Here is a 24,525-nt window from a genome sequence, read left to right as displayed (position 1 = left end):
CAAATTAATAGCTTTACGTCAAGATGCGGTAGAATTAATTCTACAAACAGTAGATTTTTATTGATGAATTTAGCATAAATGCAACCACAGATACTATTGGCGGATGACCATAGCATGATCAGGAAAGGTCTGAAGTTATTATTGCAATTGCACCTGGGATTTACGGATGTCTCGGAAGTTGTCAGCTGTAACGAGCTGATGAAGGAGCTGGCGAAGAAAAAGTATACGCATCTCGTATTAGACATCATTCTCTCGGATGGAAGTTCGCTGGAGATCCTGCCGAACATTCAAAAACTTTATCCCGAGTTGCGCATAATGGTTTTTTCCATGCAGCCCGCCGAAGTATACGGAAAGGCGTTGCGGCAATACGGCATCGAGCACTATTTGCCCAAGACGACTCCGGAGGAAGAGACGATCCTGCTGCTCCGGCGCTTCCTGCTGAACGAACAGTCGACGAGAGAAGGCCCCGGCGCCCGATGGCCCAACAATCCGTTCTCCGCGCTGGCCCCGCGGGAGCTGGAGATCCTGCATTATGTCCTGAAGGGGCTTGGCACAAAGGAAATAGCCGAGACGCTCAACGTAAAGATGAATACGGTCTCGACGGTAAAAAACCGCATATTCGAAAAAACCCTCACTACAAACCTGAAAGAACTCATAGAATTAGCTACATTGTACAATGTCAATTACTAGGACGGCGGGGTTTCTGGTGTTGCTGCTGAGCTGCTGCTATTACCCGAAGGCCCAGAATGACTATCGTATCGACCATTTCACTACTGACAACGGGCTTCCCTCGAATGGGATTAAGGGGCTGCAATGGGACGGACAGACCGGTTTTTTATGGATCGCGACCGAGGCTGGGATCACCCGTTATAATGGCGCCGATTTCGTCACTTTCAACCGAAGCAATACCCCCGGCTTTTTCTCCGAACGAATGCTTTTTCTGCTGAAAAGCAGGGATGGCCGTCTTTATACTTCAGATGAGGTAGGCGATCTCTTCCTTGTGATGCGAAACAAACCGCAGTTCACCGGTCAGATCAGGGTCGACGCGCGCCCCACGACCTTCCGGCTGACCGGGCTGATCGCTTCGGGCAAACTATTCCGGCAAAGCTCGCAGGAGCCTCCCGCCGGCTTTGGCTTCGATTTCTCCCTGCAGGCGCTGATACCGCTGGACGAGAACAGACTGCTGCTGACGCAGCACGACAGCCTGTACGACTATCGGCTCGGTCGGCCGGTCCCCAGGTTGCTGACCGCACTGCCGCCTGGGTCGAAGCCATTTTGTCTCCGGGACAGCGTTTTTTTGTTCGATCCCGCAGTGGGATTTTATCAACTATCTCCGGATTTTACATCGAAGAGGGCCATTCCTTCACCGGAGGCCGAAAAGTCACGGGCCGACGGAGGGTCACGGACGACCGGAGGGTCACGGGCTGCCGGAGGGTCACGGGCCGACGGAGGGTCACGGACGACCGGAGGGTCACGTACAACCGGAGGGAAGGGTAAGGCACAGCTGTTCTGGGACAACAGCATGAGTAATCCCGTCATGGTGAAGGACAACCGGGCGTGGCTGCTGGACTATCGGGAAGGCAGGATGACGGAACAACTGGTCTGCGACTCGGTGCCGACGGATGCGTCACTGGTCTTCGTGCGGTACGACGCGCGGAGCGGTCTGCTTTTTCTGGGCAGTTTTTCGAAGGGGATATTCGTGATCCACCAAAATGCGGTGCGGACGGTAAAGAAGGCGGCCGGCCCGGGCGGTGCTGACAGACAGACCGCCTACTACAGCCAGATAGCCCTTACGGGCGGAGCGGTACTCACCAGCAACGGGGATGTGTTGCGTCACCCCAATCCCGGACCGGAGGCATTGCCCGTCCGCGGCAGCTTCAACAACTACGTGCTGACCACGCCGGACAGCGTGCTGTGGTACAGCAGCAACGATACGGTCTATTCGTGGTCTTACCGTACTAAGCGGAGGGTAGCCATACCGGCGGGAGAGGGATCGATCACGGACGGATTTGTCCGGTCAGAGGGTGATCTCTATGTCGTCAATGCTGTCGGCATCGGGGTACTACGCAAGGACCGGATCGACTATCAATACCGCTATCCCAAACCGGATATCAACGGCAATGCGCCGTTCGCGGTGCTGGAGATGAGTCCCGGCCTGATCGCCATCGCCACCTGCGACGGTCTTTTTCGTTACAATATCGTGACCCATGCCGTGGATACGCTCTGGAGGGCGCCGGGTATTTGCGTCCGCAGTCTCTGGAAATACAAGGGCTATCTGTTCATCGGCACCTATGGGAAAGGGATCTTCCTGTATAAGAACGGGGAGATCCGGCCGATCCCACTGGATAAGGGCAATTACCTGCGGTACGCCCACTGTTTCATTCCGGACAGGCGGGGCTTTTGCTGGATCAGTACCAATAAAGGGGTGTTCCGCGCCCGTCCGGAGGACATGGCCGCGGCTTTCGACGACAGCCGCCGCAGTGTGTACTATCATTATTATGGGAGGGCCGACGGCCTGGACATGACCGAACTCAATGGCGGGTGCACTCCCTGTGCGCTGGCCCTCAATGACAGCACGTTGTCTTTTCCGTCGATGGACGGGTTGGTGTGGGTCAATACCATGCGACCTGTCACCGGATTGCCGGGAGGGGCGATCGATATCGACGAGTTCATGGCGGATAGCCAGGTGGTCAACAGCGCGTCGCTGATAACGCCCGAGCTTCCGGCCAGTACGCGGGAGTTGGTCTTTTCCCTCGGCTTTCCTGCCTGGGCGGGTAAGGAAAATCTCTATATCGAATACAGGCTGGAGCCTTACACGCATGGCTGGCAGCTGCTGGATATACAGAATAACCCCAGGCTGCGGTTCAGCAATCTGCCTTCGGGGGTTTACCGGCTCGAGATACGCGAGCGCAACGGATTTGGATACAGCTATAGCTCGACGGCCGCCAGCTTTCCGCATCATTCCGCGCTGGTGGCAGCAGCCCTGGAGCTGGATCCTGAGCCTTGCCCTTCTCGCGGTCTTTATCGGCGCCATCGTGCGGTGGCGCACCCGGCGGCTCGAGCAGCGGCAGAACAGGCTGGAAAAACAGATCGCCGAAAAGACGCGCGAGCTGCAGGCCAAGAACGAAGAACTGGAACGTACCGACCAGATCAAGACCAGGCTGATCTCCATTATCAGCCACGATCTGGTGACGCCGCTGCGTTTTCTGCATATGACCGGCAGGAATCTGATCGAAAAAAGCAGGGCCTGACCGAGGCCCTTCAGGAGGAGGCGATAGGTGAGATGGCCAACACTTCGAAAGAGCTTGAACTACTCTCCACCAATATCCTGAACTGGATAAAATACCGAAATGAAGACCGCCGCCTGGCTAAGGAAAGCTTCAACCTGAACGAGCTGGTGGGGCAGCTGTTCGGCATTTTTCAGGCGATGGCGCGGCAGAAGGAGGTAAGTCTGATCAATGGGATCGAATCCGATCTGATCGTATTCCAGTATATCGAGCCGGTCAAGATCGTGCTTTACAACCTGATCCTGAACGGCATCAATTTTACCGCGGAAGGGCATATCCGCGTCAGTTGTATTCGCGGTGCGGACAACATCACGCTGGTTGTCGGGGATACGGGTGTCGGGATGACACAGGAGCAGATCAACAATATCATGGCCGACCATTTCATCATTTCGTCCGCGAATGTGGATAACCGGAAGGGGAACGGGCTCGGCTATCTGATCATCAAGGACCTGCTGAAGATCATCCGGGGGCGATTGACGATCCAGAGTGAAAAAGGCAGGGGGACGAGGATCTCCGTGTGGGTGCCATTGTAAGGAAGTTGAGGCCATAAAAAAGGCCGGTCAAACTGACCGGCCAGCTAACTTGCGACAGTTGCTTATAATACCTTCGACCGTTGCTTATAATAAGGTATATAGTAACAGGGCTGCAGCGGCAATCCCTATCAGAAAGCAGATCAATAGCGCCACGGCACCGCGGGAAGAGATGGTTGTATAACGGGTCCTGGACGTCATAGTGCTTTCTTTTAGTTGTTAACTATTGATGATGGTCGAATTTTCGAGGTACTGCTGTGTCGGATGATAGATGAACAGACAGCTGCCATTTCTGACGGCCCGGATGATGCGGCCGCTGAGGGCGGAAGGCAGAGCGGGGCAGCCCAGGCTCGTACCCAGCGTACCGAAGTTCTGCATGTATTTGTCTCCCACATAGGTAGAGCCGTGCAATACGATATTTCTTTTCAGCGCCAGGTCGTTGTAGCCGGTGTCGACTCCGTTGAGGCGCAGCGAGAGGCCGTTGCGGCCATAGTAGACCCTGTCTGTTACATAGAACCCAAGGCTGCTTTTATAAGAATCGGGCTCATTGGAGAACGAGGTCGCATATTCCTCGCCGGAATTCTGGCCATGGGCTACATAGGTCCGGAACAGCAGCTTGCGGCGCTGGACGTCGATGACATACATTCTCTTGCTGCAGCAGGACTGGCTGAAATCGCAGATAGAGAGAACGGTCCTTTTGCGTATAAGGCCTTTTTTCAACAGGTGGTAATAGCCGCGCCACGCGTATTCGAAGGCTTTGGGGTCGAGGCCCTGCTTTTCGAGTTTCATATTGCTGTAGAGCATAACGGCCTGGTTGACCACCATCCGGAGCTCAGCTGCCTTTGCCGCGGCGGTTGTGGATACGATGCCGTTGCTGGTGGACTCGTTCTCTTCGGTGGCTTTGGCGACGGGGGTTTCTGTCGTTGTGGGGGTTTCAGTCGCTACGGGAGTTTCAGTCGTTACGGGGGTTTCTTTTGCTGCCGGAACTTCTGCGGGAGGCGTAGCGGGAGTCTCTGCGACCGGTGTGACGGGCGGCGCAGTTCTGGCAACATATTCCCTGGGCTGTAAATTTTGGAACTGCGGTGAGAGAAGGCTGATCGATGAACCGTGCGATGACCGCCGAGGAGTAAAAAGGCAGAACGACTTCTTTTCCTTTTCGGTGGTCTCCGTCAGCTAGGGAACGTCCCGTCATCATTGCCGGGGCTGTCAGGATCATGGACGACAGGGTAACCTTAAATAGAAGGTTAGATAGTACGCGCATGGGATTTGGATTTTAATTACGGTTATAGGATTTGGGTTACGAATCATTCATTTCATTCTTTGCGGATGCTGAAGCTCATTCTTTCGATGACTACCGCATCCCTGTAAAGCTCATATACGAATTGCCCTGCGTGTTCGAAATTGTATTTTTCCACGATAAGCAGCGGGTCACGGATCTGCCGGATCTCAAAAAGCAGCCCGCCATGGTCGTCGAAGAATCGGATCTTGTACTTGCCAGCGCTATTCTGAGGAACCGTTATGACCAGATCGCCATTGGCATTCCGGCGGACATAGCCCGAGCTCATAGGTTCAGGGGCAATCTCCTTATTATATAACGCAGATCCTGGAGAATTATGACTTCTCGAAAAGAAGGAATGAAAATAATTTTTGGACGGGCAGGTGGCCTGCGCGTCCAAGGCGGCAAGGAGGGCGATAAGGGTGAGAAATGACAGGTTTCTCCCCCCGAAGAAGGATGAGGCATGACTATATTTTAAATACGCAGGCGCAATAGGACAACAGGGCCGCTAGTCCGTCCCTGTAGGCCGGTCTTTCCGAAGGGATGGCCTCCGGCCGGTCGAATGGGGCGGCGGTTCGTCGTTCTTATTGTTCTTCATGGGAATAACCGGGCTGGTATCGCTGGCAACTCTCGACTCGAGTTCGTGGTACTCCCGCTGAACGGTGAGCACTTCGGCGTGCGCGTCCAGCATTTCCTGCTCGAGTTGGTGTATGCGCCGTTCTTTTTGGACAGTTGCCGGCTCCTGAACAAAAAGCCCGCCAGGGCCGCGATACCGGTGGATCAGCAGCAGGACATATGCGTCGATAGTTAATTCGAAGGTCGTCGGCATAAGATGATCAATTAGTTAATCGAATAAGGGAAAAACGATAAAATAAGTAGACCAGATTATGCGTTTCACCGTCTGAGTGGATGTGTGGCGGCGATGTGCGGGCGGACTAAGCCCTTAGAGTAGAGTTTATTCATGGTGGATACAGATTTTGTTCTATAAAAGTACCCTCCCTTCCGCCAGCAGGTACTCACGATAACGAAATTAGCCACGCGATCAGACAAAGACTTTCTGTCATAAGGTGTTATGACGGGAAAGCATGCCCCTTTCCACTTATTATACGTCCAGAGTATTTTTTATTATATTTGGCGGCCAAGGTTAAGGCATGATCAAAAAGGCGATCTCTATCATTGCTATCCTCTCATTGTCTGTAACACCTGCCCTGACTCAGTCCGACTCTTCGAACGGCTACTCTGTCCAGCATTTTACCGACGAGAACGGGCTGCCCCAAAACAGCGTCAACGACCTGTTATTTGACAATGACGGGTATTTGTGGCTGGCCTCTCAGGTCGGCCTGGTATGCTTTAATGGTAATTCGTTCAAACTCTACTACCCGAACGACAAGCCGGTCATGGAATCGAATGTTCGTCTGTTGGGGAAGAATGACAAGGGGTCGCTCTATTTTCAGACGGATGACCATAACCTTTACTGTTATCCCAGGAATAACCGGCAGTACGTCGCCCCGGTGATCACCCCTTCCGAAGCGATGAAGCGGCCCTGGCTGCTGAATGGCCGCAAACAGTTGTTCGACTTTTCCCCTTTCCTGAATAACACAAAAAACGCAGCCGGGGCTGCGCAGCGCCAAAAAATCTTCCGGTACCTTTTTGCGAACAACCGGAACTTTTACGCTGTTGATTCGGCCCGTCTCTACTATACGCTGAACGACAGCCTTTTTTACTACGATGGAAGTCAGTTGTCAGCCGTGGCCCGCCTGCCGGGCGGCAAGGAACAGTGCCTGTTGCTGGATAAAAAGTTCTTCGTCCTGCATCAGGATTCGGTGCTTGCGGTATATGCCGACGGCCGCCAACTGACGGGGCTTTCGCTGATCGGAGGCGATCTCGGGAGAGAGTTGGCGCTCGTCAAGAAAGGCGGGGACAGCTACCGGCTGTATTCGTGCGGCAGGACGACGCATTTGCTGGCGGGTCGTCGCCTGTACCGGTTGACCGCTGCCGGCGACGCCGGGCTGAACGCGGCTTTTCTCGTCGACCTCAGTTTCATCCCCAATATTTCGGCGGTGGAATACAATGCGGGGCTCGACCTTTTGCTGGTAGCCACGCATACCGAGGGCTTCTATTTTTTGCGAAAGAACAGGTTTCTGCGATCCGGATGGCCCCCGGCGCTGCGACAGAAGATGGACCGGCATCTTTTCGGTCCCCTGGCATTGTTCAAAGGCCGGAAGATCCTGACCGATAAATTCATTTTCACGCCGGAGGGACAGCTGATTCCGATAAAGGACGCCGTGGCTATCTGGCAGCGCGCGCTTTATGCCGACCGGAAGGATCGGGTCTGGGCAGCATGGTACGACAGACCGCGCCGCCTGGACAGCGCGATGGATCTGGTATCGGAGCCACCGGCCCTCGATGCGACGATCGTCGACTATAAGGAGGACGCGGAAGGCCGCCTCTATTGCCTGACCGAGAGCTCGCTATGGCAGTTGCAGGGCGACAGTTTCCGGCGGGTCTTTACGGTGCCCAGGCTGACCAGCAGGGACGTCAATGAATCTTTTGCCTGGGTCGGCGCGCACCGCTGGTGGATCGCCGGTACCAGCGGACTGCTCGAGTACGACGAGGAGCGCAACGAATCCCGCGCCATTCCCGAGTTTACAGGGATGCATGTGCGGGCGATCCATCCTTTTAAAGACGGCAATATCCTGGTCGGGACTTATGGTCAGGGCTATTTTTATTTTTATCATAACCGGTGGGTCCGGATGCCGCTGGACAAGAACGGGTTTCTTGTCACGGCGCACTGTTTCCTCGAAGACAGGTCGGGCAATATCTGGATCCCCTGTAACAAAGGGCTTTTCAAAGTTCCGAGGGCTGATATGGACGCCTGGTGCGAAGGCAGCAACAAGGGCCTGTACTATTATTATTATGGCCGTCAGGACGGTTTGCAGACCAATGAGTTCAACGGCGGCTTTAATTCCGCGGGGGTGATCACGCCGGGAGATTTTGTGGCCCTTTCGTCCATGAAGGGAATGGTCTGCTTTTTCGCCGATTCGCTGGCGACCGACTTTCCCCATGGCGCGATCGATATGCGCCATGTTGAGACGGACGGAACGATACTGGAGAATGGGGACACCATCCGGCTGAAGGCCGGCTACAATAGTCTGCTCGTAGAGATCTCCTGCCCTTATCTGGGCAATCCGAACAATCTCTATCTGCAATATGAAGTGGACGGGCTCCGCGACGAGTGGAAGCCGGTTCCGGCGGATGGCATCATCACGCTGAACAGGCTGCAGGCCGGAAGGTATACGCTTCGGGTGCGGAAAGTCAACGGTTTTGGCAAGAACAACTACCAGTACCGCGAATGGGAGCTGATCATCCCGCCCTATTTTTACAAAACGACCTGGTTCATGCTGCCGCTGGCGCTGGCGGTCATTATCCTACTTTTCCTGCTGATCCGGCTGCGGCTCAAACTGGTGGAAAAGAAAAAGGAGATCGGAGTAAAAGCGGAGAAGCTGCAGAGTGCGGTGGTCAGCCGCGAAAAGCTGATCTCACTTGTCATCCACGACCTCCGGTCCCCGCTGCGCTTCCTGACTCTGCTGGCCGGCGACCTCCATGACAATCAGAGCAGCCTGTCCGCGGAAGAGATCAGGGACAGGACCTATTGGGTCAAGAAAGGCGCGCAGGATATCTATAATTTCTCCGAGGACTTTTTACTGTGGGTGACCAGTCAGACGGATCAGTTCAGCATCAGCAAACAACAGTTTGCCGTCAGGCCGCTGCTGCAGGAGATATTTGATTTCTTTATCGAGCAGGTGCAGCAGAAGGGGAACAGCATTTCTTATGAGGCGGCCGAAGACCTGTCGATCTACTCCGATCCGCATATGTTACTGACCATTATCAGGAACCTGGTCGACAACGCCAACAAGTATACGAGTCATGGTACCATCAAGATCACGGCAAGAATAGAAGGGCCTTCGGTGTTGATATCGGTCGCCGACACGGGGAAGGGGATGAGTCCGCAGCAGGTGGCTGCGTTTCTGGGCGACGACAGCCTGGACAATCTGAAAAGCGGCAGCCAGCTGGGGCATAAGTTCATCTTCGACCTCACGCAAAGGCTCAACGGAACGCTTTCGGTGAAGAGCGTGGAGCAGAAAGGTACGACGGTGGATCTTCGGCTTCCTTACTAGAGGGGCCGCGTATCTTTACTGAACCATATTATCGATCTGTTTCTTATACTTACCGGGCGTTATCTGGTACACCTTTTTGAAGGCCAGTATATAGTTGCTGATACTGGAATAGCCGATCTCATAGGCTATCTGACTGATGGATTTGGCGTTGTCCGCGATCATCTCCTTCGACTTCTCGATCCTCTTGTTCCGGATGTACTCCGATATGGTCATTCCATGAATAGACTTGAAAAGGAAATTCAGCCGGTGATAGCTGGTGTAGGTCTTTTTCAGGATGCTGTCCACGGTGAATGTATCGGAACAATAGAATTCGGAAATATAGGATTCCACCTCACGGATCAGGCTGAGGTCGTCTTCGTTGTCGATATCGGAGACGGGTTTGACGCCGAGTACGCTGCGGTGGCGGTTGCACAGGAAATACTCCAGCAGCGTCAGGAGATTGTTCTGGATTGCCAGCAGGTTCTCTGCAGGGTTCTGCAGCTGTGCCAGCGCCGCGGTGAAAAGGGACATCTGTCTTCTCCCGAGTCTGCAGGTGACGATATTCGCGTCCTGCGCGAGCAGCTGTTCGATCATCTGGAACTGGGCGTTATCCTTCAGAAAATATCCGACCAGTTCGAAGGGATATAGATGACAAGTGCGGAGAAAAGAATGGAGGAGGAAGACCGGTAGACCAGCGGACGGGCGGCGGTGGTCAGCAGACCGAGCCCGGGGCTGGCGGGCAATTCTTCTGTTTCCGGAGCATCGGCGGGCCGGACGTGGAGGTCTCCTTTATGGTTGATGAACGTAAGTACGAGACCATTGGGGGCGAACCCGGGTGGGGTCAGATCCAGTCCTTCGGCCGAGCTTCGTATGGCAGCGGCTTGCAGACCTACCGGCAATTGCATTTCGTGCCAATGCAAAGCCCTGGCGGCTGGAACAGGATGTTGGGATTTCATAGTCATATTTCTGGGTTAGAGTTAAGGGCAATTTAGCAGGGCTATCAATGGGGGTTAAGGTAATGCTGGGGTGAAAATCCATACTCCTTTTTGAAAGCCAGTGGTAAAATGGGAGGGGTTGGAATAGCCTATTTCGGTGGCCACTACCTTTACCGGCACCTTGTTGTCGAGCAGCTTCCGGGCATGCTCCAGCTTGTTCTTCTGGTAGTAACCGAACAGGGTCTCTCCATAATATTTTTTGAATTTGGTCTTGAGGCTGGTCGGGCTCATGGCCGAGATACGCGACAGCTTCTCGATACCGGGGAACTCCTTTTTATAGTGCAGACAAAGATGGTACTCGACCCGGGAGAGGCTATGCGTGTCCTGGATACTGAGCGCGCTGCCGTCCTCGCTGAGCTTGTTCATCACGAAGAATTGCTGCAGCAGGTATTCGGTCAGGATAGAGATATTGCGGATGGTGAACAGTTCGCGGAAGGGGTGCTGAATGATCTCCGTCATGAAATCGTCGAGCAGCAGCCGGTATTTGAACGTGATGGGCCAGCTCAGGGTAGCTTCATTACCGGTAGACTCGAGGATCGTGGCGATCGCGCCAGCGTCGAAGTCCTGGATCAGCCGGTCGAGGCTTTGTTTCTTCACGCGTACGACCAGTGAACGGATGGTCTTTTCTTTCGGATAGACGATGGTCTTACCGTTGACGGCATCGGTGATGCTGACGGTGGAATGCATTTGCTGGGGATGGGCCAGGACCGGGGGCACTGGCGGCAGTTCGCCTTCGGCCTTGCCGGGAATATCGATCTCGTCGAAACATAATATATAGGAAGAAGCGTCGGCGGAAGGCAGCATACGGATGGTGAGGTCTTCCGTGAGCAGGGACAGGTTGACCGCCAGCACTTCAATGCCGGAGCTGATGCCTGCTACGGTAATAAAGCCTTTACCCTTTGATCCCGAAAAATAGAGCACCGAATCTGATACAACACAACTTTTGTCCTCTGCGAGCGCCTCAAAACATTTCAGAAAAGGTTCTGAATTTTCAAGAGATACATAGCTCATTGAATTTTAAATTTATTCCTATCAAAAAGAAATCCGGTTTCACCCGCCTCAGAATCAGCGCCAAGTTATATATTAGGCCAGGCAGGAGGTATAGTAAAAGAACGAATTTTGTGTAGTTTTTTAACTACTTATGAATCCGAAAAAACACTTACTCAATCGTTTAAGCCTTGCTGTAGTCTGTCTTTTCTCGTTGAAGAAATCAACAATAAGATTATCCTAATTCTCGTTTTTGTCAAATATTTACCCTCACAACCGGTTACATATGTAGCTGGTTGTATCGATCAATCCACACCTATGTCTAAAATCCATACCGAATATGAACAATTCCTCCAAAAAGGGCGGGTTTGACGTCGACATCCGCTCGCTGCTGAAGAACCAGCACAAAAGGGTCTATGCCATCTGCAGGCTATTCGCCCACACTTACAAGGAACATCAGTATCTTTTCACCAGTATTATGGCTGCCGCATCCCAGAATATCCGGGGTCGCCGGGAGAACAGCGACAAGCAGACCATGGTGCTGAGGGCCTGTATCAATATGGCCGCCCTGCATTCCATTACGACGGAGATGGCGCCGCCGGCAGATCGCAGCATCCAGTTCAAGTCTCCCGACTACCAGCGGTCGATGACCCGTTTTCGCCAGTCGATGGGAGAGGCATCCGACTATGAGAAGTTTCGTCTGTTCCTCGAATTCGAGAAGATGCCCGCCGACGAGCTGACCCACCTGACGGGCCTGCCCCTGCCGAGGAACGCTTCGGGTAAGAAGAAGGAAAAGGAAGCCGTGCTGCCCCGTAAGGCGTCTTTCAATTTCATTCCCTACCTAAAGCAGAAATTGGTATGGAGCTAAAGCAGTTGCAGGAGCACTGGGACAATTTCCCCGAGATCTCGATGGAAGAGCGGCCGATCCTCTCGTCCGACCTTGAAAAGATCGTGGTGAAAAACCCGTTGTCCGATGCCTTTTATTTGCGGAGGAAATTGCTGACGAGGATCATTGTCTTTTCGGTCTTATGGATAGTGAGCGCTATACAGCTGCGTTCACAGTGGATTTTGGACGGTCCGGATATTTCGGAGCTGGTAGCCCTGTTCGGACTGCTGTCCTACGGTCTCTACTTTCACATCCGGCTGCTATTTTTTGCCGACTACCCCACCCTTCTGTCGCTTCCCCTGATGGGCTTCCTGGGTAAGTTGGAGACGGTGCTGGATAAATATATACTTTCTTTTAAATTTGTCAGCGGTCTGGCCGGATTTTATGTGCTGGCCCTTATTCAGCTGCTGCTGTTCCGGTCGAATAAGGGGGCCTTTGAAACGCTGAGTCACAATGACTGGTACAAATGGCTGATACTGATTTTTATATCGGTCTCCTTCGACATTCTGCTGCTGCACACGATCATCCCAAAATACCGAAAACTTCTGGCGGGCGTCCGAAAATACAAGGATGGAATACAGGGCGGCCCCAAATAAATAAAGACTTTAAGGACCATTCTCAATATAACCGGTAACAGCTATATTTGTATATCAGGGTTAACCCGGGATAAGCTTCCCCTTAATTCAAGCAAATGCCAAATATTTTAATTGCCGATGATCATTCCATTGTTCGGGCTGGTTTGAAACTATTGATCAATAGCTGTATCCGGGATGTCGTCATCGACGAGGCTGAAGATGGGGAAGCAGTCATCAAAAAAATGAAATCGGCCTCTTTCGACCTTTTGGTGCTGGACATCAATATGCCGCATACTGAATCCTTTAGTCTTACTTCCTATTTACTGAAAGAATATCCCGGTCTCAAGATCATCATTTTCACGATGAACCAGGAAGTGTTTTTCGCCAAAAGGTTCCTGAAGATCGGGGCGCACGGTTACCTCAATAAATACTCGAAGGAGTCGGAGATCAAATACGCCATCCAGAAGGTGCTGGGCGGCAAGCGCTATATCAGCGATAACCTGGCGGAGATCCTGTCGGGCGAGCTGACCAAAAAATTAAAGGATAATCCGTTCGAAGACCTGTCCGACCGGGAATTTGAGGTGGTGTTGCAGATGTTGAAGGGTAGTTCGGTCTCCGAGATCGCCAATACGCTGAGTCTGCACAAGTCCACGGTAGGAACGCACAAGACGCGCATCCTCGACAAGCTGAAGATCTCCAATACGGTCGAGCTGATCAATCTGGCACGGTTGTACGAGATCATCTGAGCGCCCAGAGTTCGCTTGCTGACGGCCCCGATTCGCATACTGACCGCCCCCGTCCGCTTACGCGAAGAACTTCTCCAGGGCTTTTCTCACACCATCGTTGTTGTTGGTATCTGTAATATAGTCTGCCGCGGCTTTGATCTCATCCGGCGCGTTGCCCATTGCTACGCCCATGCCTGCGAACTGGATCATCTCCTTGTCATTGTAATTATCGCCCATGGCGATGACCTCCGAAGGCTTAAGCCCGAGGCGTTCGCTGATGAACCTGACCGCATTGGATTTGGAACCTGTGGTGTCCATCACCTCCGGGTAGGTGGGTTTGGAGGGATAGATGTTCAGGCGGCCGTTGTAGAGTTTCCGAAGTTGTGTCTGTATCTTCGAGATATTCTCCGCCTGACTCATCACCATCATCTTGTTGGGACCGATCTTCCGTTCGGACCAGTCTTTGATCAGTTGGTCTATGGGACCGGTGACGATCTTAACGTCCATGATCCGCTGTTCATAGTCGGTCCATGAATCGCTGACTTCCGAGTACCATTCTTTCCGCAGATAATAGGCGATCGTGGCGTTGAAGGGACGGACGGCTTCGGTCACGTCTTTTGTAGTCGCAAGGTCGACCATCGCCTGGAAGATGGGCTGCTCTGCTTCGACGATATAGCTGCCGTTGAGCGTGACGATGGGATAGTGTGCCGGTAGTCCGATATTCCGGAAGGTCGGCAGCACGGCGTTCAGCGGGCGAGCCGAGACCAGGATCACCGGAATGCCTTTGTTGGTGAGGCTTTGGATCGTTTGTATGGTAAGCTCGCTAACGGAATGATCGGACTTCAGCAGGGTGCCATCCATGTCCAGGAATACAGCTTTATACATTCCGCAAATATAGTTCACACGCGTATATAAATCTTCTTCATATCCAATATTTTGCCGACTGTCCAGCAAACCATCATATAGATCAGCGCGAAGAGCAGCGAGCCGAAAGGCCCCGGGAAGACGGCCTGGAAGATGGTGCGGTTGATCCATTCGGCGCTGTTCTCACCGTTGCCGACCGGGATGGTGAACAGCACTACGATCAGCAGCTCGGAGACCAGATAGACAAACAGCGGGTTCTTTCCGAAGACGGTAAAAAGGAAGCCCCCGCGTCTGCTGTCTGAACTCGACGAAGTAGATCAGGAAAGACAGGATCATCAGGTCGAGTCCGACGGTCAGCAATACAAAGCTGCTCGTCCATAATTTTTTGTTGATCGGGAACACGAGATTCCATGCGCAGGCGACGGCGATCAGCGCGGCGCCCCAGAGCAGCAGTTGTGCGAGCCCCTCGTAGGTCTTGCCTTTGCGACTGACAAAGACGCCTGTAAAATAGCCCGCAATGACGTTGACTACCGCCGGCAGCGTACTCAGGGCGCCTTCGGGGTCGAATGCCAGCCCTTCGCCGTGGTACATATGGTTCTCGCCCAGCAGCCATTTGTCGATGCCGTAGCCGGTGTTACCGGTCATGCTGTAAGGGTCTGCCCCCCGCAACGGGGAAGAACAGCAGGATCGCCCAGTAGCCGATGAGCAGCACCCACGCTACGGAGTAAACGGTCTTCGGACTGGTGTAGTAAATGAGCAGAGCGGCGATGCCATAGCAAAGTCCGATGCGCTGCAGTACGCCGAAGACGCGGGTATGCGAAAAGGAATTGAATACCCAGTGCCCGTCGGTCTGGTGGAAAAAGGGAAACCAGTACATCAGAAACCCCAGCAGAAAAATGATCAGGGTCCTTTTTAAGATCTTGCCGATAACCTCGGTCTGCGACATCGTTTCAAATTTCTTCATGGCAAAGCTCATGGCGTTGCCGACGGCAAAAAGAAAAGAGGGGAAGACGAGGTCGGTCGGCGTAAAGCCGTGCCAGGCCGCGTGCCGCAAAGGCGAATAGGTGAAGGCCTCGCTGCCGGGCGTATTGACGATGATCATAAAGCAGACGGTCATACCCCTGAAAATGTCGAGCGCGAGCGAGCGTGAAGATGCAGTGTTTTGAGTCATTTTGCGGATAGAAAGGGGTAAAATAAGCTATTTTCTTTCGGCGGCAAAAGAAAACTTGTGCCTGCCCGCTATGGTTTGCGGGACACGATGACCACGTAGCTGGTCCGTGCGGAATCGGGGCGAAGGAGGGTTATACCCGGATGTAAGAACCGGGTGAGAAAGCAGTCGGTTCACGCGCTCTGGCTGGTGGAAGCTGTCAGGAGAGTACGAGGCGGAGATACCGTGTTAATAATGCAAAAATTTATACTATTATGACTAACTTACCGTTTGAATAGAATTGGCATATCGATCCCTTTAAATCCACTCCAGAATTGAAAACCAGAACTTTACACATTATACTGCTTATTTACTCGTTCTTGTTTTCCGGTCTTCTTTCTGCAAAGGGCCAGCAGTTGCCCGGCGCCGTTCATTTCAAGGGGGAAATTACCGGACTCAGCGGAATTTTGGTGCGATGCGGTTACAGCGCGACGCTCTGCGCACGGTTCTTTACAAAAAGATATTATGTCCTCGTACAGTTCGACCAGTTGCCGGATTCCGTCAGGAAGGCAGAGCTAGCGGGGTTGGGTATACGACTATTCGACTACCTGCCCGACCGGGCATGGCTGGCCGAAGTACGCGACAGCATACCGACGGGTGAGCTGGGCCGGTATTCGATAAGCAGCATATCGCCGTTGCCGTCGGAATTCAAGATAGCCCGGCGCTTACAGGCGAATATGGATGCAGACCTTCAGAACAGGGACAATGTGATCGCCGTCAGCTGGTTTGGCAGTCAGGCGGAGAGCGAGATAAAGCAGGAGCTTGCAGCGGCGGGGGCAGTCATCATCCCCGATAAGATCGAGCCCCCGCACGTGGTCTTTGTCCGTGCCTCTGGCGCCGCCATCATCAATAAGCTGGCGGCATTGCCGTTCGTAAGCTATATAGCAGCCCAGCCGATGAGGCCAAGGGCGCTGAATTTCAACAACCGTGCTGTCCACGGAGCGGACGCACTGGGGGCGCTCTCCGGCAGGAATCTGCAGGGTGACGGTATCGTCGTGGGTGTGGGAGATAACTCGTCCCCTTATACGCATGTTGATTTTTCGGGCCGGCTGATCGACAGGATGTCGGGCCCTGTTAATGGACACGGCACGCATACTTCCGGTTCGGTCGGGGGCGGCGGCATTCTGAGCCCGTTGTATACCGGGATGGCCCCGCATTCGACGATCGTCAGCCAGAACTTCAGCGATATATTGGCCAACGCACCGGTATACCTGAACGACTACAACATGCAGTTAACGAGCAACTCCTATACCGACTATGATAACGGATGTCAGAATGATGGCGACTATGACGCGCTCAGCTATTACACCGACGCCCAGTTGTGGTCGTATCCGGCGCTGATGCACGTTTTTGCTTCGGGCAACGACGGCACCAATGTCTGCTCGGCCTATCCGGTACAATATGCCACCGTAAAGTCGGGGTTTCAGACCGCCAAGAACGCGATCGACGTCGGAAATATCGACAACACCTATGCAGGTCCGGGAACCATGCTCAATGTTGGCTCGAGCAGCGGCCCTGTCAATGACGGCCGGCTAAAGCCCGAACTGGTCGCGGGCGGGACCCAGGTCTGGTCGACCATGCCCTATAACGACTATGGTCCGGACTATGGCACCAGCATGTCCTGCCCTGCGGTAGCAGGAACACTGGCGTTACTGGTTCAGCGCTTTCGTCGAGCTGTCCGGCGGCGGCGACCCTTACGCGATGCTGATAAAGGCCCCGGCCTGCAATACCGCCAATGACCTTGGCAATCCCGGTCCCGACTATCTCTATGGCTTTGGGTCCCTGGAACGGTCGCGCCGCCGTGGAATGTCTGGAAGCAGGTCAGTTTGCGATGAGCACCGGGGGCATTTCCACCGGAGGGCTTGCGACAAGAACCTTCCCGGTACCTGCCGGGACGCAGCAGGTACGTGTCATGCTGTACTGGCCCGACTATCCGGCTGCCCCTTCTCAGCGAGTGCGCTCGTCAACAATCTGGACCTCACGGTAAAGGACGCTTCGGGCACGGTGCACTACCCGCTGATATTAAATCCCGCCGCAGGGCACGTCCAGGACGCCGCCGTGGAAGGCGTCGACAACCTCAACAATATCGAACAGGTAGTCGTCAATCTGCCCGCGGGAGGAACTTTTCAGATCAGTGTCGCCGGCACCTCCGTGCCGGCCGGCCCCCAGCCTTTCGTGATCACCTGGCAGGTGATTCAGCCCTCGGTAAAGTGGAGTCGCCGTACGGCAACGAGATCTATTTACCCGGCGAAGAGCATTTCATCCGGTGGAACGCATATGGAGGAGAGCCCAATACATTCAAAGCAGAATATTCGGCCGACAATGGCGCCACCTGGTCGCTGGTCCAGGACAATATCCCTTCAGATCAGCGCGAGCTGAAGCTGGACGCCTGCGGGAATAACATTCCAGGGACTGATCCGCGTCAGCCGCAATGGGACCGCCTACAGCGGCACCAGCACTTATCCGTTCACGGTATTCGGAACGACCGGTCTCAACGGCGGCAACCCCTGTAAGGGCTATGCGCAGCTCTCCTGGAGTACCGTCGCCTCAGCCGACAGTTTTGAAGTGATGCAGCTGAAGGGCAGTACGATGCAGAAGATCGCAGGTACGACCGCTACGAACTATCTTCTCCGGGGTCTCAATCCCGACAGTTCGTACTGGTTTTCCGTGCGGCCGGTCATGGCGGGCAAACCCGGCAGGCGGGCTTTTGCCGTGAATATCCAGCCTTCCGGAGGTGACTGCTCGCTCGGCGCCGCCAACAATGACTATACCGTAGACAGTGTCATCGGACCCGTATCGGGGCGGATGTATACATCGTCGCAGCTGGGTTCAGGCGTGCCAATTCAGGTTCACCTGCAAAATCTGGGTTCGGTCGCGACCGGCGGCCCGATCTCCCTTTCCTACAGCATCAACAGCGGGACGCCCGTGACGGAGACGCCCGGGATATCGCTGGCAGGGCAGAGCGGCACCAATTATGTGTTCACGACCACCGCCGATCTCTCCGCGCCGGGCACGGACACGATACGGATATGGGTCCACTATGGCAGCGACCCCAACGCCTCGAACGATACGATCACTACCGTGGTCAAACAGCTGGTCAATGACCCTATAACCCTGAACACCACCTATACGGAAGGGTTCGAATTGGCGGCCAGCGCCAGCTATACGACCCCTATCATGGGCTTCACCGGGCTCGACCGCTGCGATTTTACGACCAGCAATCCCAACGGCCGCGTGCGGACATTTGTGAATACCGGATTTTCCTTCAGCGGTACGAAGTCCGCGACGCTGGATCAGGCGCACGCTTCCGGCCAGACAACTGTGAACAATCTGATCACGACCTTCAACCTCTCCAACTATTCCCTGACGGACCAGCTGTGGCTGGACTTCTATTATAAGAACCAGGGCAATGATTCCGTCCGCACGTCCAACAAGGTCTGGATCCGCGGCGGCGACACCTATCCCTGGACAGAGGTCTATACGCTGGACACCTCGCAGGCCAATGTCGGCGCCTGGCAGCCTTCGTCCCATATCGATATAACGGGTACCCTTAAGGGGCGTCACAGACCATTACCAGCAGCTTCCAGATAAAATTCGGAGAAGAGGGATATACGTCAGCCAACAACGTCGTGGCCGACCCTACCTCGCCTGATGAAGGCTATACGTTCGACAATATCAAACTGAGTCGTTCGACGACCGACGTCGGCATTGCCGCCCTGATCTCTCCCGACCCGGCAACGGACTGTTCGCTGTCCCCGTCGCAGACCATCAGCTTCAGGGTGAAGAACTACGGCAGCGCGGCGGCCACGAATATACCGGTGACCTTTTCCATCAACGGCGCCACTGTGACCGAGACTATACCCTCCATCAACGGAAAGGACTCGGTGATCTATACGTTCACGCAACAGGCGGATATGTCCGGGTTCGGCACCTATACGATCACGGGCTGGGCCAAGCTGGCCGGTGACTCCTACACGGCGAACGATACGCTGACGCCCGTGACGATCCATACCTCGCCGACGATCACGGCCTATCCCTATCTGGAAGGATTCGAGACGTCCAGCGGCAACTGGTATTCGGGCGGGACCAATCCGAGCTGGCAGTGGGGCGCGCCGGCCAAGACGGTCATCAACAAGGCCGCAAACGGCGCCAAATGCTGGGTGACGAGCCTCACGGGCCACTATAACGATAACGAACAATCTTATCTCTATTCGCCCTGCTTCGATCTTACCGGGCTGAACCAGCCGGTATTCAGCTTTAGTCATATCTTCCAGACGGAAGACGACTGCGACTGTGATATGCACTGGGTCGAGTATTCGACGGACGGGATCGCCTGGACCAGGCTGGGCAGCGCCGGCGGAGGACAGGCGTGGTATGACAGCGTAGCCGCTCAGGCCTGGAGGATGTCCAATACCAAATGGCATGTGTCGAGCTATGACGTTCCCGTCAAAGCTGCCGGCGTCAAATTCCGCATAGTCATGAAGAGTGATATGGCCGCGAATTTCGAGGGTGTGGCGATCGACGACGTCCATGTATTCGACAAGGCGTCTGTATATAGCGGCGCCGATATCACCGGCGGGCTGAGCCAGACCGTCAGCGGAAGCGGGTGGATCAATTTCGACGCCGGCGGCAAGCGCGTGGCTGCCATCAACCCCAACGGCCAGAACCTGGGGCTCACGAATGTCAAACTCTATATCAATACCGGCGCGGTCCGCAATGACGGGGTCCAGTATTATCTCGACCGGAATATCGTGATCCAGCCGGCCGTGGCGCCGATCGCGCCCGTGACCGTGCGCTTCTATTTCCTCCAGACGGAGGCCGATACGCTGATGAAGGCGACGGGCTGTCCGGCCTGTACCACTATCGGCGACCCCTATCAGGCCGGTGTGACCCAATACAGCAGCGCGGTGACCGCGGAAGAGGACGGCATTCTGTTCAACGACGCTTCGGGAACATTCACCTATCATTTGCCCCACCAGGACGTCAGCATCGTTCCCAACGACAATGGGTACTATGCCGAATATCAGGTCAGCGGGTTCTCCGAATTCTGGATCAACAACGGCGGACCATCGGGCACCCAGCCGCTGCCCCTGACCCTGCTATCGTTCACGGCTAACAGGGCCGGCGCAGGCGGGCTCCTGCAGTGGTCGACCACCAACGACAAGGGCCTGAGCCGGTTCATCATCCAGAAGAGCGCCGATGGAAGCGTTTATGCCGATCTGGACTCCGTCCCTGCGATCTCCGACACCGGCAGCATCCACTCCTATCGCTATACTGACCCGCATCTCCTTTCCGGCACCAACTATTACCGGCTGCGGATGGTGGATGTCGACGGACGTTATACCTCGGTCGCCGGTCCGGACTCTTGTTGCCACGGGGGTGGGCACGCTCAGCGTCTACCCGAACCCAGTAGAGGACGGCAAGCTATACGTCAGCAGCACGGTGAATATCCGGCAGCTGCGGCTGACCGACGTCTCCGGTAAGGTGTTGCTAAGACAGACGGTACAGGGGTACCAGCAAACCCTCGCCGTGGGGATGATCAGCCGGGGTATTTACCTGCTCGCCGTGGACACGGATACCGGTACTACGGTGCAGAAGGTTTTTATTAAATAGCTGGCGCTCATACCTTATATTTGCCCACCTCCTTCAGGACGGAGATCGCTCCGGAGGGGGACAAAAACTATTAACCAATATGAATTTTAATCGAGCGAACAATGTGGTAGGCTGGATCGTGGGATTGATTGCCTGTACCGTCTTTGTCATGACGATGGAGCCTACCGGCAGCTTCTGGGATTGCGGAGAGTTTATTTCCAGCTGCTACAAGCTGCAGATCCCCCACCCGCCCGGCGCTCCGCTGTTCATCCTGCTTGGCCGCTTTTTCATCATTCTGTTCGGCGACAATCCCCTGACCGCTGCCCGTGGCGTCAACTTCATGAGCGCCATTGCGAGCGGCCTTTCCATCCTTTTCCTGTTCTGGACCATCACCCATTTCGCGCGTAAGATCGTGCAGGGTGCCGACAGGCTGACCGGTGCCGGTGGCCACACGCTACCCGAACCTACCAGGTCACAGACCTTTACCATCCTCGCCGCCGGCGTCGTAGGCGCCCTGGCCTATACCTTCTGCGATTCCTTCTGGTATAGCGCTGTCGAGGGTGAAGTATATGCTTCCTCAGCGTTTTTCACGGCGCTGGTCTTCTGGGCCATCCTGAAGTGGGAGCACAACGCCGACAGGGCCGGGTCCGACAAATGGATCGTATTCATTTTCTACATGATGGGCCTTTCTATCGGCGTCCACCTTCTCAACTTATTGACGATCCCTGCGATCGTGATGGTCTATTATTTCAGGAAATACAAGCCGACGATCTGGGGAACCATCCTTGCCTTTATCATCGGCTGCGCCATCACCGGCGTCGTCCAGAAATTCGTCATTCAGTATACGATCAAGGGCGCGGGAGAGTTCGACATTTTGTTCGTCAATTCCTTCCACCTGCCCTTCTTCTCCGGCTTTGGCACCTTCTTCGTGTTGCTGACGGCGGCCCTGATCTTCGTGATCCGCTGGGCGGCCAAAAAGGGATACTATTTCCTCAAGCTCGGCCTCTGGTGCGCGTCCTTTATGCTCCTGGGCTATTCAACCTATTTCACGACGCTGATACGAAGCACGGCCAACCCCGGTGTGGATATGTATAATGTGGATAATCCGGTGGCGCTGGTGGGCTATCTCAGCCGTGACCAGTACGGCGACTGGCCCATTCTCTACGGCCCCGACTTCCAGGACCAGCCTCCGACCGTAGACAAGGGAGACCTTTATACGATGGGGAAAGACCGCTACGAGGTCGCGGGTAAGGCCGTAGGTCAGGACTGGGGCAATACGCCCTCGGCGCACCTGTTCCCGCGTATGTGGAATGGCAGCAACGAGCGGCAGGAGGTCAATACCTACAAGAAGTTCTCCGGAATGGAAGGGGATGTACCCACCATGGCGGACAACCTCAAATATTTCTGGAACTACCAGACCAACTGGATGTTCATGCGCTATTTTCTCTGGAACTATTCCGGTAAACAAAACGACCTGGAAGGTTTCGGGAACGTGCGCGACGGCAACTGGATCACGGGTATTCCCTTTATCGACAACTGGCGGCTGGGCGACCAGAGCCGGATGCCGGACAGCATACATACCAACAATAAGTCCTATAACCGTATGTTCCTGTTACCTCTGATACTGGGGCTGATCGGTGTCGTCTTTATGTATAAGAGGGGACGCCATGATTTCTGGGTAACGCTGATCCTGTTTTTCTTTACAGGGGAGGCGGTCGTGATCTACCTGAACCAGGCGGGTCTGCAGCCGCGCGAACGGGACTATGCCTATGCCGGCGCCTGCTATGCCTTCGCCATCTGGATCGGCATCGGCGTCATCTGGGTAAAAGACCTGCTGGAGAAATACGCGCTGAAGGGCAAGGCCGATGCGGCGAACTATGCCGCCGCGGGTCTCTGTTTCCTCGCGGTGCCCGTGCTCATGGGCAGTCAGGAGTGGAATGACCACGACCGGAGCAAGAAGACCCTTGCCCGGGATTTGGCGCGCGACTACCTCGAGAGCTGTCCGCCCAATGCGATCCTGTTCTCTTTCGGCGACAACGACACCTACCCGCTGTGGTATGCGCAGGAAGTGGAGGGCATCCGCCCCGACGTCCGCGTGATGGTCAATACCCTGCTGGGTACGGACTGGTATATGAATCAGCTGCGCTATAAGATCAACGAGAGCGCGCCATTCGACGTGTTGTTCACGCCGGAGCAGGTGGTGGGTGACAGGCGGAATGTGGCCTATTTCACCGACAAGGTGCCGGGTTATACGGACGCCGGCAGATACTATGACCTCGACAGTACGCTGACCAACGTGACGGCCAGCGACGATCCCAAATACGTGATGCAGTCGGACAACGGCACACCGCTGAACCTCGTGCCCACGCACAAGTTCAACGTCCCGGTAGACCTGAATGCCGTCCGCAGCAACGGGACCGTACACGAAAGCGACAGCGTCGTCAGCGAGCTCCACCTGGACATGCCGGCGGATAAGCGCTATCTGCTGAAGAACGACCTGGCCATTCTGGGCATCATCGCGCGTAATAAGTGGAAGCGACCCATTTGCTTTACGTCCCCGCAGGACCTTGGCGATCTGGGGTTGTCCAAATACGTCAGGCTGAGGGGCCTTTCCTACCGAGCTGGTGCCGGTAGAGGGCGGCAACCCGCGCAGCGGGGAGAATGTGGACAACGAAACGGCCTACAAGACCATCATGGAGAAATTCGCCTATGGCGGCGCCAACAAGCCGGGCGTATACTATGACGAAGAGAACCGCCGCCACCTCAACAGCATCAAGTATGCGCACGCGCAGCTGGCCGAAAGCCTTGCCGCGTCCGGCAGGAAGGACTCGGCCCGCAAGATCCTTGAACATTTCGACGAGAATGTCCTGGAGTCCAATTTCCCCTACGGGATGACCTCCAACCAGAACAACCTGCACGACTATTTCTCCTTCAGGTTCCTCAACGCCTGTTACGAGGCGGAAGACTGGAATCTGGCGAAAAAGGTGGCCGCTTCCCTGAAGAAGGACCTCAGTCAGCAGATGCGTTACTATAAATCGCTGGGGGATAATATATCCGACGAGCAGCTGGCGATCAATGCGCAGATGATCATGCAGAATAAGGGCGGCAACCTGTCGGACAAGCAGATCGAGTTCGCCCAGGATATCCTTTCCACGTATCAGCTGACGATGCAGATCGCGGAATGGGAAAAGCAGTATGGGGCAAAGCTGGGAGCGCCTGCGGGCAGCGGAGGAATAAAATAACCGGATAATCAACCAAATATGTGCAATTGGGGGCCCCGAGCCCCAATTTTCGTTGGTGGAAAAATTTCTTTTTTATATCAATTTGGTAGACTATCTTTGTCCACAACAACAGTAGACAAGTAAAGTTTAATGCACACATCCTCTTCATATCACTTCTTCTCCTCTTATAACAACGCCTGTTGTTGTTGCTGTTGATTTTTGT

24 protein-coding genes are annotated in these 24,525 nt (G+C 54.6%); 14 read left to right on the top strand and 10 right to left on the bottom strand.

What is annotated here, in order from left to right; translation table 11 throughout:
• The first annotated feature begins 78 nt into the window (after positions 1–78).
• Together ACQ86N_RS14700 and ACQ86N_RS14695 are read left to right on the top strand one after the other, a co-directional pair.
• Complete coding sequence (locus ACQ86N_RS14700; RefSeq protein ID WP_431215792.1) at positions 79–690, top strand: response regulator; 612 nt, start codon at positions 79–81, stop codon at positions 688–690.
• A complete protein-coding gene (locus ACQ86N_RS14695; RefSeq protein ID WP_431215791.1) occupies positions 677–3,820 on the top strand; it encodes an ATP-binding protein in 3,144 nt (1,047 codons plus the stop codon). The genes ACQ86N_RS14700 and ACQ86N_RS14695 overlap by 14 nt, the downstream gene beginning before the upstream one ends.
• 216 nt (positions 3,821–4,036) lie before the next feature.
• Here ACQ86N_RS14695 and ACQ86N_RS14690 read toward each other — a convergent pair whose 3' ends face one another.
• The gene (locus ACQ86N_RS14690; protein WP_431215790.1) at positions 4,037–4,642 is read right to left on the bottom strand and encodes a murein L,D-transpeptidase catalytic domain family protein; all 606 of its coding nucleotides are present in this window, start codon (positions 4,640–4,642) and stop codon (positions 4,037–4,039) included.
• Here ACQ86N_RS14690 and ACQ86N_RS14685 point away from each other — a divergent pair.
• The gene (locus ACQ86N_RS14685; RefSeq protein ID WP_431215789.1) at positions 4,632–4,994 is read left to right on the top strand and encodes a hypothetical protein; all 363 of its coding nucleotides are present in this window, start codon (positions 4,632–4,634) and stop codon (positions 4,992–4,994) included. The genes ACQ86N_RS14690 and ACQ86N_RS14685 overlap by 11 nt on opposite strands.
• A gap of 136 nt (positions 4,995–5,130) precedes the next feature.
• Here the strand turns inward: ACQ86N_RS14685 and ACQ86N_RS14680 are convergent, their stop codons facing one another.
• The gene (locus ACQ86N_RS14680) at positions 5,131–5,382 is read right to left on the bottom strand and encodes a hypothetical protein (protein ID WP_431215788.1); all 252 of its coding nucleotides are present in this window, start codon (positions 5,380–5,382) and stop codon (positions 5,131–5,133) included.
• 219 nt (positions 5,383–5,601) lie between these two features.
• Complete coding sequence (locus ACQ86N_RS14675; protein ID WP_431215787.1) at positions 5,602–5,922, bottom strand: hypothetical protein; 321 nt, start codon at positions 5,920–5,922, stop codon at positions 5,602–5,604.
• A 322-nt stretch (positions 5,923–6,244) separates the two neighbouring features.
• On the opposite strand from ACQ86N_RS14675, the gene ACQ86N_RS14670 reads away from it, so the two are divergent.
• Positions 6,245–9,271, top strand: coding sequence for an ATP-binding protein (locus tag ACQ86N_RS14670; protein WP_431215786.1), 3,027 nt, complete (start codon positions 6,245–6,247; stop codon positions 9,269–9,271).
• 15 nt (positions 9,272–9,286) lie between these two features.
• Here ACQ86N_RS14670 and ACQ86N_RS14665 read toward each other — a convergent pair whose 3' ends face one another.
• The 3 genes from ACQ86N_RS14665 to ACQ86N_RS14655 are packed head-to-tail and all read right to left on the bottom strand — an operon-like array spanning position 9,287 to position 11,256.
• Positions 9,287–9,844 (bottom strand): helix-turn-helix domain-containing protein, encoded by a 558-nt coding sequence (locus ACQ86N_RS14665; protein WP_431215785.1) that lies wholly within the window; start codon positions 9,842–9,844, stop codon positions 9,287–9,289.
• A gap of 20 nt (positions 9,845–9,864) precedes the next feature.
• Complete coding sequence (locus ACQ86N_RS14660) at positions 9,865–10,206, bottom strand: hypothetical protein (protein ID WP_431215784.1); 342 nt, start codon at positions 10,204–10,206, stop codon at positions 9,865–9,867.
• A gap of 54 nt (positions 10,207–10,260) precedes the next feature.
• The gene (locus ACQ86N_RS14655; RefSeq protein WP_431215783.1) at positions 10,261–11,256 is read right to left on the bottom strand and encodes a helix-turn-helix transcriptional regulator; all 996 of its coding nucleotides are present in this window, start codon (positions 11,254–11,256) and stop codon (positions 10,261–10,263) included.
• A gap of 316 nt (positions 11,257–11,572) precedes the next feature.
• On the opposite strand from ACQ86N_RS14655, the gene ACQ86N_RS14650 reads away from it, so the two are divergent.
• The 3 genes from ACQ86N_RS14650 to ACQ86N_RS14640 all read left to right on the top strand — a co-directional run bounded on the left by ACQ86N_RS14650 (position 11,573) and on the right by ACQ86N_RS14640 (position 13,439).
• The gene (locus ACQ86N_RS14650) at positions 11,573–12,100 is read left to right on the top strand and encodes a hypothetical protein (RefSeq protein ID WP_431215782.1); all 528 of its coding nucleotides are present in this window, start codon (positions 11,573–11,575) and stop codon (positions 12,098–12,100) included.
• Positions 12,091–12,714 carry a hypothetical protein gene (locus tag ACQ86N_RS14645; RefSeq protein WP_431215781.1) on the top strand — a complete coding sequence of 208 codons (624 nt, stop codon included), beginning with the start codon at positions 12,091–12,093 and terminating at the stop codon, positions 12,712–12,714. Before ACQ86N_RS14650 ends, ACQ86N_RS14645 begins: the two co-directional genes overlap by 10 nt.
• Positions 12,715–12,809: 95 nt before the next feature.
• Complete coding sequence (locus tag ACQ86N_RS14640; RefSeq protein WP_431215780.1) at positions 12,810–13,439, top strand: response regulator; 630 nt, start codon at positions 12,810–12,812, stop codon at positions 13,437–13,439.
• A gap of 57 nt (positions 13,440–13,496) precedes the next feature.
• Here the strand turns inward: ACQ86N_RS14640 and ACQ86N_RS14635 are convergent, their stop codons facing one another.
• From ACQ86N_RS14635 to ACQ86N_RS14620, 4 genes are read right to left on the bottom strand one after another with little or no spacing between them, the layout of a single operon-like run.
• Positions 13,497–14,303 (bottom strand): Cof-type HAD-IIB family hydrolase, encoded by an 807-nt coding sequence (locus ACQ86N_RS14635; RefSeq protein ID WP_431215779.1) that lies wholly within the window; start codon positions 14,301–14,303, stop codon positions 13,497–13,499.
• Positions 14,304–14,317: 14 nt separating this feature from the next.
• A complete protein-coding gene (locus ACQ86N_RS14630) occupies positions 14,318–14,497 on the bottom strand; it encodes a hypothetical protein (RefSeq protein ID WP_431215778.1) in 180 nt (59 codons plus the stop codon).
• Positions 14,466–14,927 (bottom strand): hypothetical protein, encoded by a 462-nt coding sequence (locus tag ACQ86N_RS14625; RefSeq protein WP_431215777.1) that lies wholly within the window; start codon positions 14,925–14,927, stop codon positions 14,466–14,468. The genes ACQ86N_RS14630 and ACQ86N_RS14625 overlap by 32 nt, the downstream gene beginning before the upstream one ends.
• On the bottom strand, positions 14,917–15,399 hold the full coding sequence (locus ACQ86N_RS14620; RefSeq protein WP_431215776.1) for a DUF5009 domain-containing protein: 483 nt from the start codon (positions 15,397–15,399) through the stop codon (positions 14,917–14,919). The genes ACQ86N_RS14625 and ACQ86N_RS14620 overlap by 11 nt, the downstream gene beginning before the upstream one ends.
• A gap of 410 nt (positions 15,400–15,809) precedes the next feature.
• On the opposite strand from ACQ86N_RS14620, the gene ACQ86N_RS14615 reads away from it, so the two are divergent.
• The 7 genes from ACQ86N_RS14615 (at position 15,810) to ACQ86N_RS14585 (ending at position 24,323) form a co-directional block, all read left to right on the top strand.
• Positions 15,810–17,228: a S8 family serine peptidase gene (locus ACQ86N_RS14615; RefSeq protein ID WP_431215775.1), complete on the top strand. Its 1,419-nt coding sequence runs from the start codon at positions 15,810–15,812 to the stop codon at positions 17,226–17,228.
• Complete coding sequence (locus ACQ86N_RS14610) at positions 17,191–17,868, top strand: hypothetical protein (RefSeq protein ID WP_431215774.1); 678 nt, start codon at positions 17,191–17,193, stop codon at positions 17,866–17,868. The genes ACQ86N_RS14615 and ACQ86N_RS14610 overlap by 38 nt, the downstream gene beginning before the upstream one ends.
• Positions 17,869–18,054: 186 nt before the next feature.
• Positions 18,055–19,080: a hypothetical protein gene (locus ACQ86N_RS14605; RefSeq protein WP_431215773.1), complete on the top strand. Its 1,026-nt coding sequence runs from the start codon at positions 18,055–18,057 to the stop codon at positions 19,078–19,080.
• 38 nt (positions 19,081–19,118) lie between these two features.
• Positions 19,119–20,972, top strand: a complete 1,854-nt coding sequence (locus ACQ86N_RS14600) for a CARDB domain-containing protein (protein ID WP_431215772.1) — start codon at positions 19,119–19,121, stop codon at positions 20,970–20,972.
• Complete coding sequence (locus ACQ86N_RS14595; protein ID WP_431215771.1) at positions 20,932–21,102, top strand: T9SS type A sorting domain-containing protein; 171 nt, start codon at positions 20,932–20,934, stop codon at positions 21,100–21,102. The genes ACQ86N_RS14600 and ACQ86N_RS14595 overlap by 41 nt, the downstream gene beginning before the upstream one ends.
• 79 nt (positions 21,103–21,181) lie before the next feature.
• On the top strand, positions 21,182–23,824 hold the full coding sequence (locus ACQ86N_RS14590; RefSeq protein ID WP_431215770.1) for a protein O-mannosyl-transferase family: 2,643 nt from the start codon (positions 21,182–21,184) through the stop codon (positions 23,822–23,824).
• Entirely contained in the window at positions 23,745–24,323 is a 579-nt protein-coding gene (locus ACQ86N_RS14585; protein WP_431215769.1) for a hypothetical protein, read from the top strand. The genes ACQ86N_RS14590 and ACQ86N_RS14585 overlap by 80 nt, the downstream gene beginning before the upstream one ends.
• Positions 24,324–24,525: the final 202 nt, after the last annotated feature.

The sequence above is a fragment of the Puia sp. P3 genome, from assembly GCF_050632245.1.
GTDB lineage: Bacteria > Bacteroidota > Bacteroidia > Chitinophagales > Chitinophagaceae > Puia.
Note: the sequence above shows the minus strand (reverse complement) of the source record. Positions and strands in the feature narration are given on the sequence as shown.

Bases quoted from the DNA above. Each gene is read 5' to 3' on its own strand.
- ACQ86N_RS14700 (WP_431215792.1), top strand. From the start codon at position 79: ATGCAACCACAGATACTATTGGCGGATGACCATAGCATGATCAGGAAA.
- ACQ86N_RS14695 (WP_431215791.1), top strand. From the start codon at position 677: ATGTCAATTACTAGGACGGCGGGGTTTCTGGTGTTGCTGCTGAGCTGC.
- ACQ86N_RS14690 (WP_431215790.1), bottom strand. From the start codon at position 4,642: ATGGTGGTCAACCAGGCCGTTATGCTCTACAGCAATATGAAACTCGAA.
- ACQ86N_RS14680 (WP_431215788.1), bottom strand. From the start codon at position 5,382: ATGAGCTCGGGCTATGTCCGCCGGAATGCCAATGGCGATCTGGTCATA.
- ACQ86N_RS14675 (WP_431215787.1), bottom strand. From the start codon at position 5,922: ATGCCGACGACCTTCGAATTAACTATCGACGCATATGTCCTGCTGCTG.
- ACQ86N_RS14670 (WP_431215786.1), top strand. From the start codon at position 6,245: ATGATCAAAAAGGCGATCTCTATCATTGCTATCCTCTCATTGTCTGTA.
- ACQ86N_RS14665 (WP_431215785.1), bottom strand. From the start codon at position 9,844: ATGATCGAACAGCTGCTCGCGCAGGACGCGAATATCGTCACCTGCAGA.
- ACQ86N_RS14660 (WP_431215784.1), bottom strand. From the start codon at position 10,206: ATGAAATCCCAACATCCTGTTCCAGCCGCCAGGGCTTTGCATTGGCAC.
- ACQ86N_RS14655 (WP_431215783.1), bottom strand. From the start codon at position 11,256: ATGAGCTATGTATCTCTTGAAAATTCAGAACCTTTTCTGAAATGTTTT.
- ACQ86N_RS14650 (WP_431215782.1), top strand. From the start codon at position 11,573: ATGAACAATTCCTCCAAAAAGGGCGGGTTTGACGTCGACATCCGCTCG.
- ACQ86N_RS14645 (WP_431215781.1), top strand. From the start codon at position 12,091: ATGGAGCTAAAGCAGTTGCAGGAGCACTGGGACAATTTCCCCGAGATC.
- ACQ86N_RS14640 (WP_431215780.1), top strand. From the start codon at position 12,810: ATGCCAAATATTTTAATTGCCGATGATCATTCCATTGTTCGGGCTGGT.
- ACQ86N_RS14635 (WP_431215779.1), bottom strand. From the start codon at position 14,303: ATGTATAAAGCTGTATTCCTGGACATGGATGGCACCCTGCTGAAGTCC.
- ACQ86N_RS14625 (WP_431215777.1), bottom strand. From the start codon at position 14,927: ATGACCGGTAACACCGGCTACGGCATCGACAAATGGCTGCTGGGCGAG.
- ACQ86N_RS14620 (WP_431215776.1), bottom strand. From the start codon at position 15,399: ATGACCGTCTGCTTTATGATCATCGTCAATACGCCCGGCAGCGAGGCC.
- ACQ86N_RS14610 (WP_431215774.1), top strand. From the start codon at position 17,191: ATGCTGATAAAGGCCCCGGCCTGCAATACCGCCAATGACCTTGGCAAT.
- ACQ86N_RS14590 (WP_431215770.1), top strand. From the start codon at position 21,182: ATGAATTTTAATCGAGCGAACAATGTGGTAGGCTGGATCGTGGGATTG.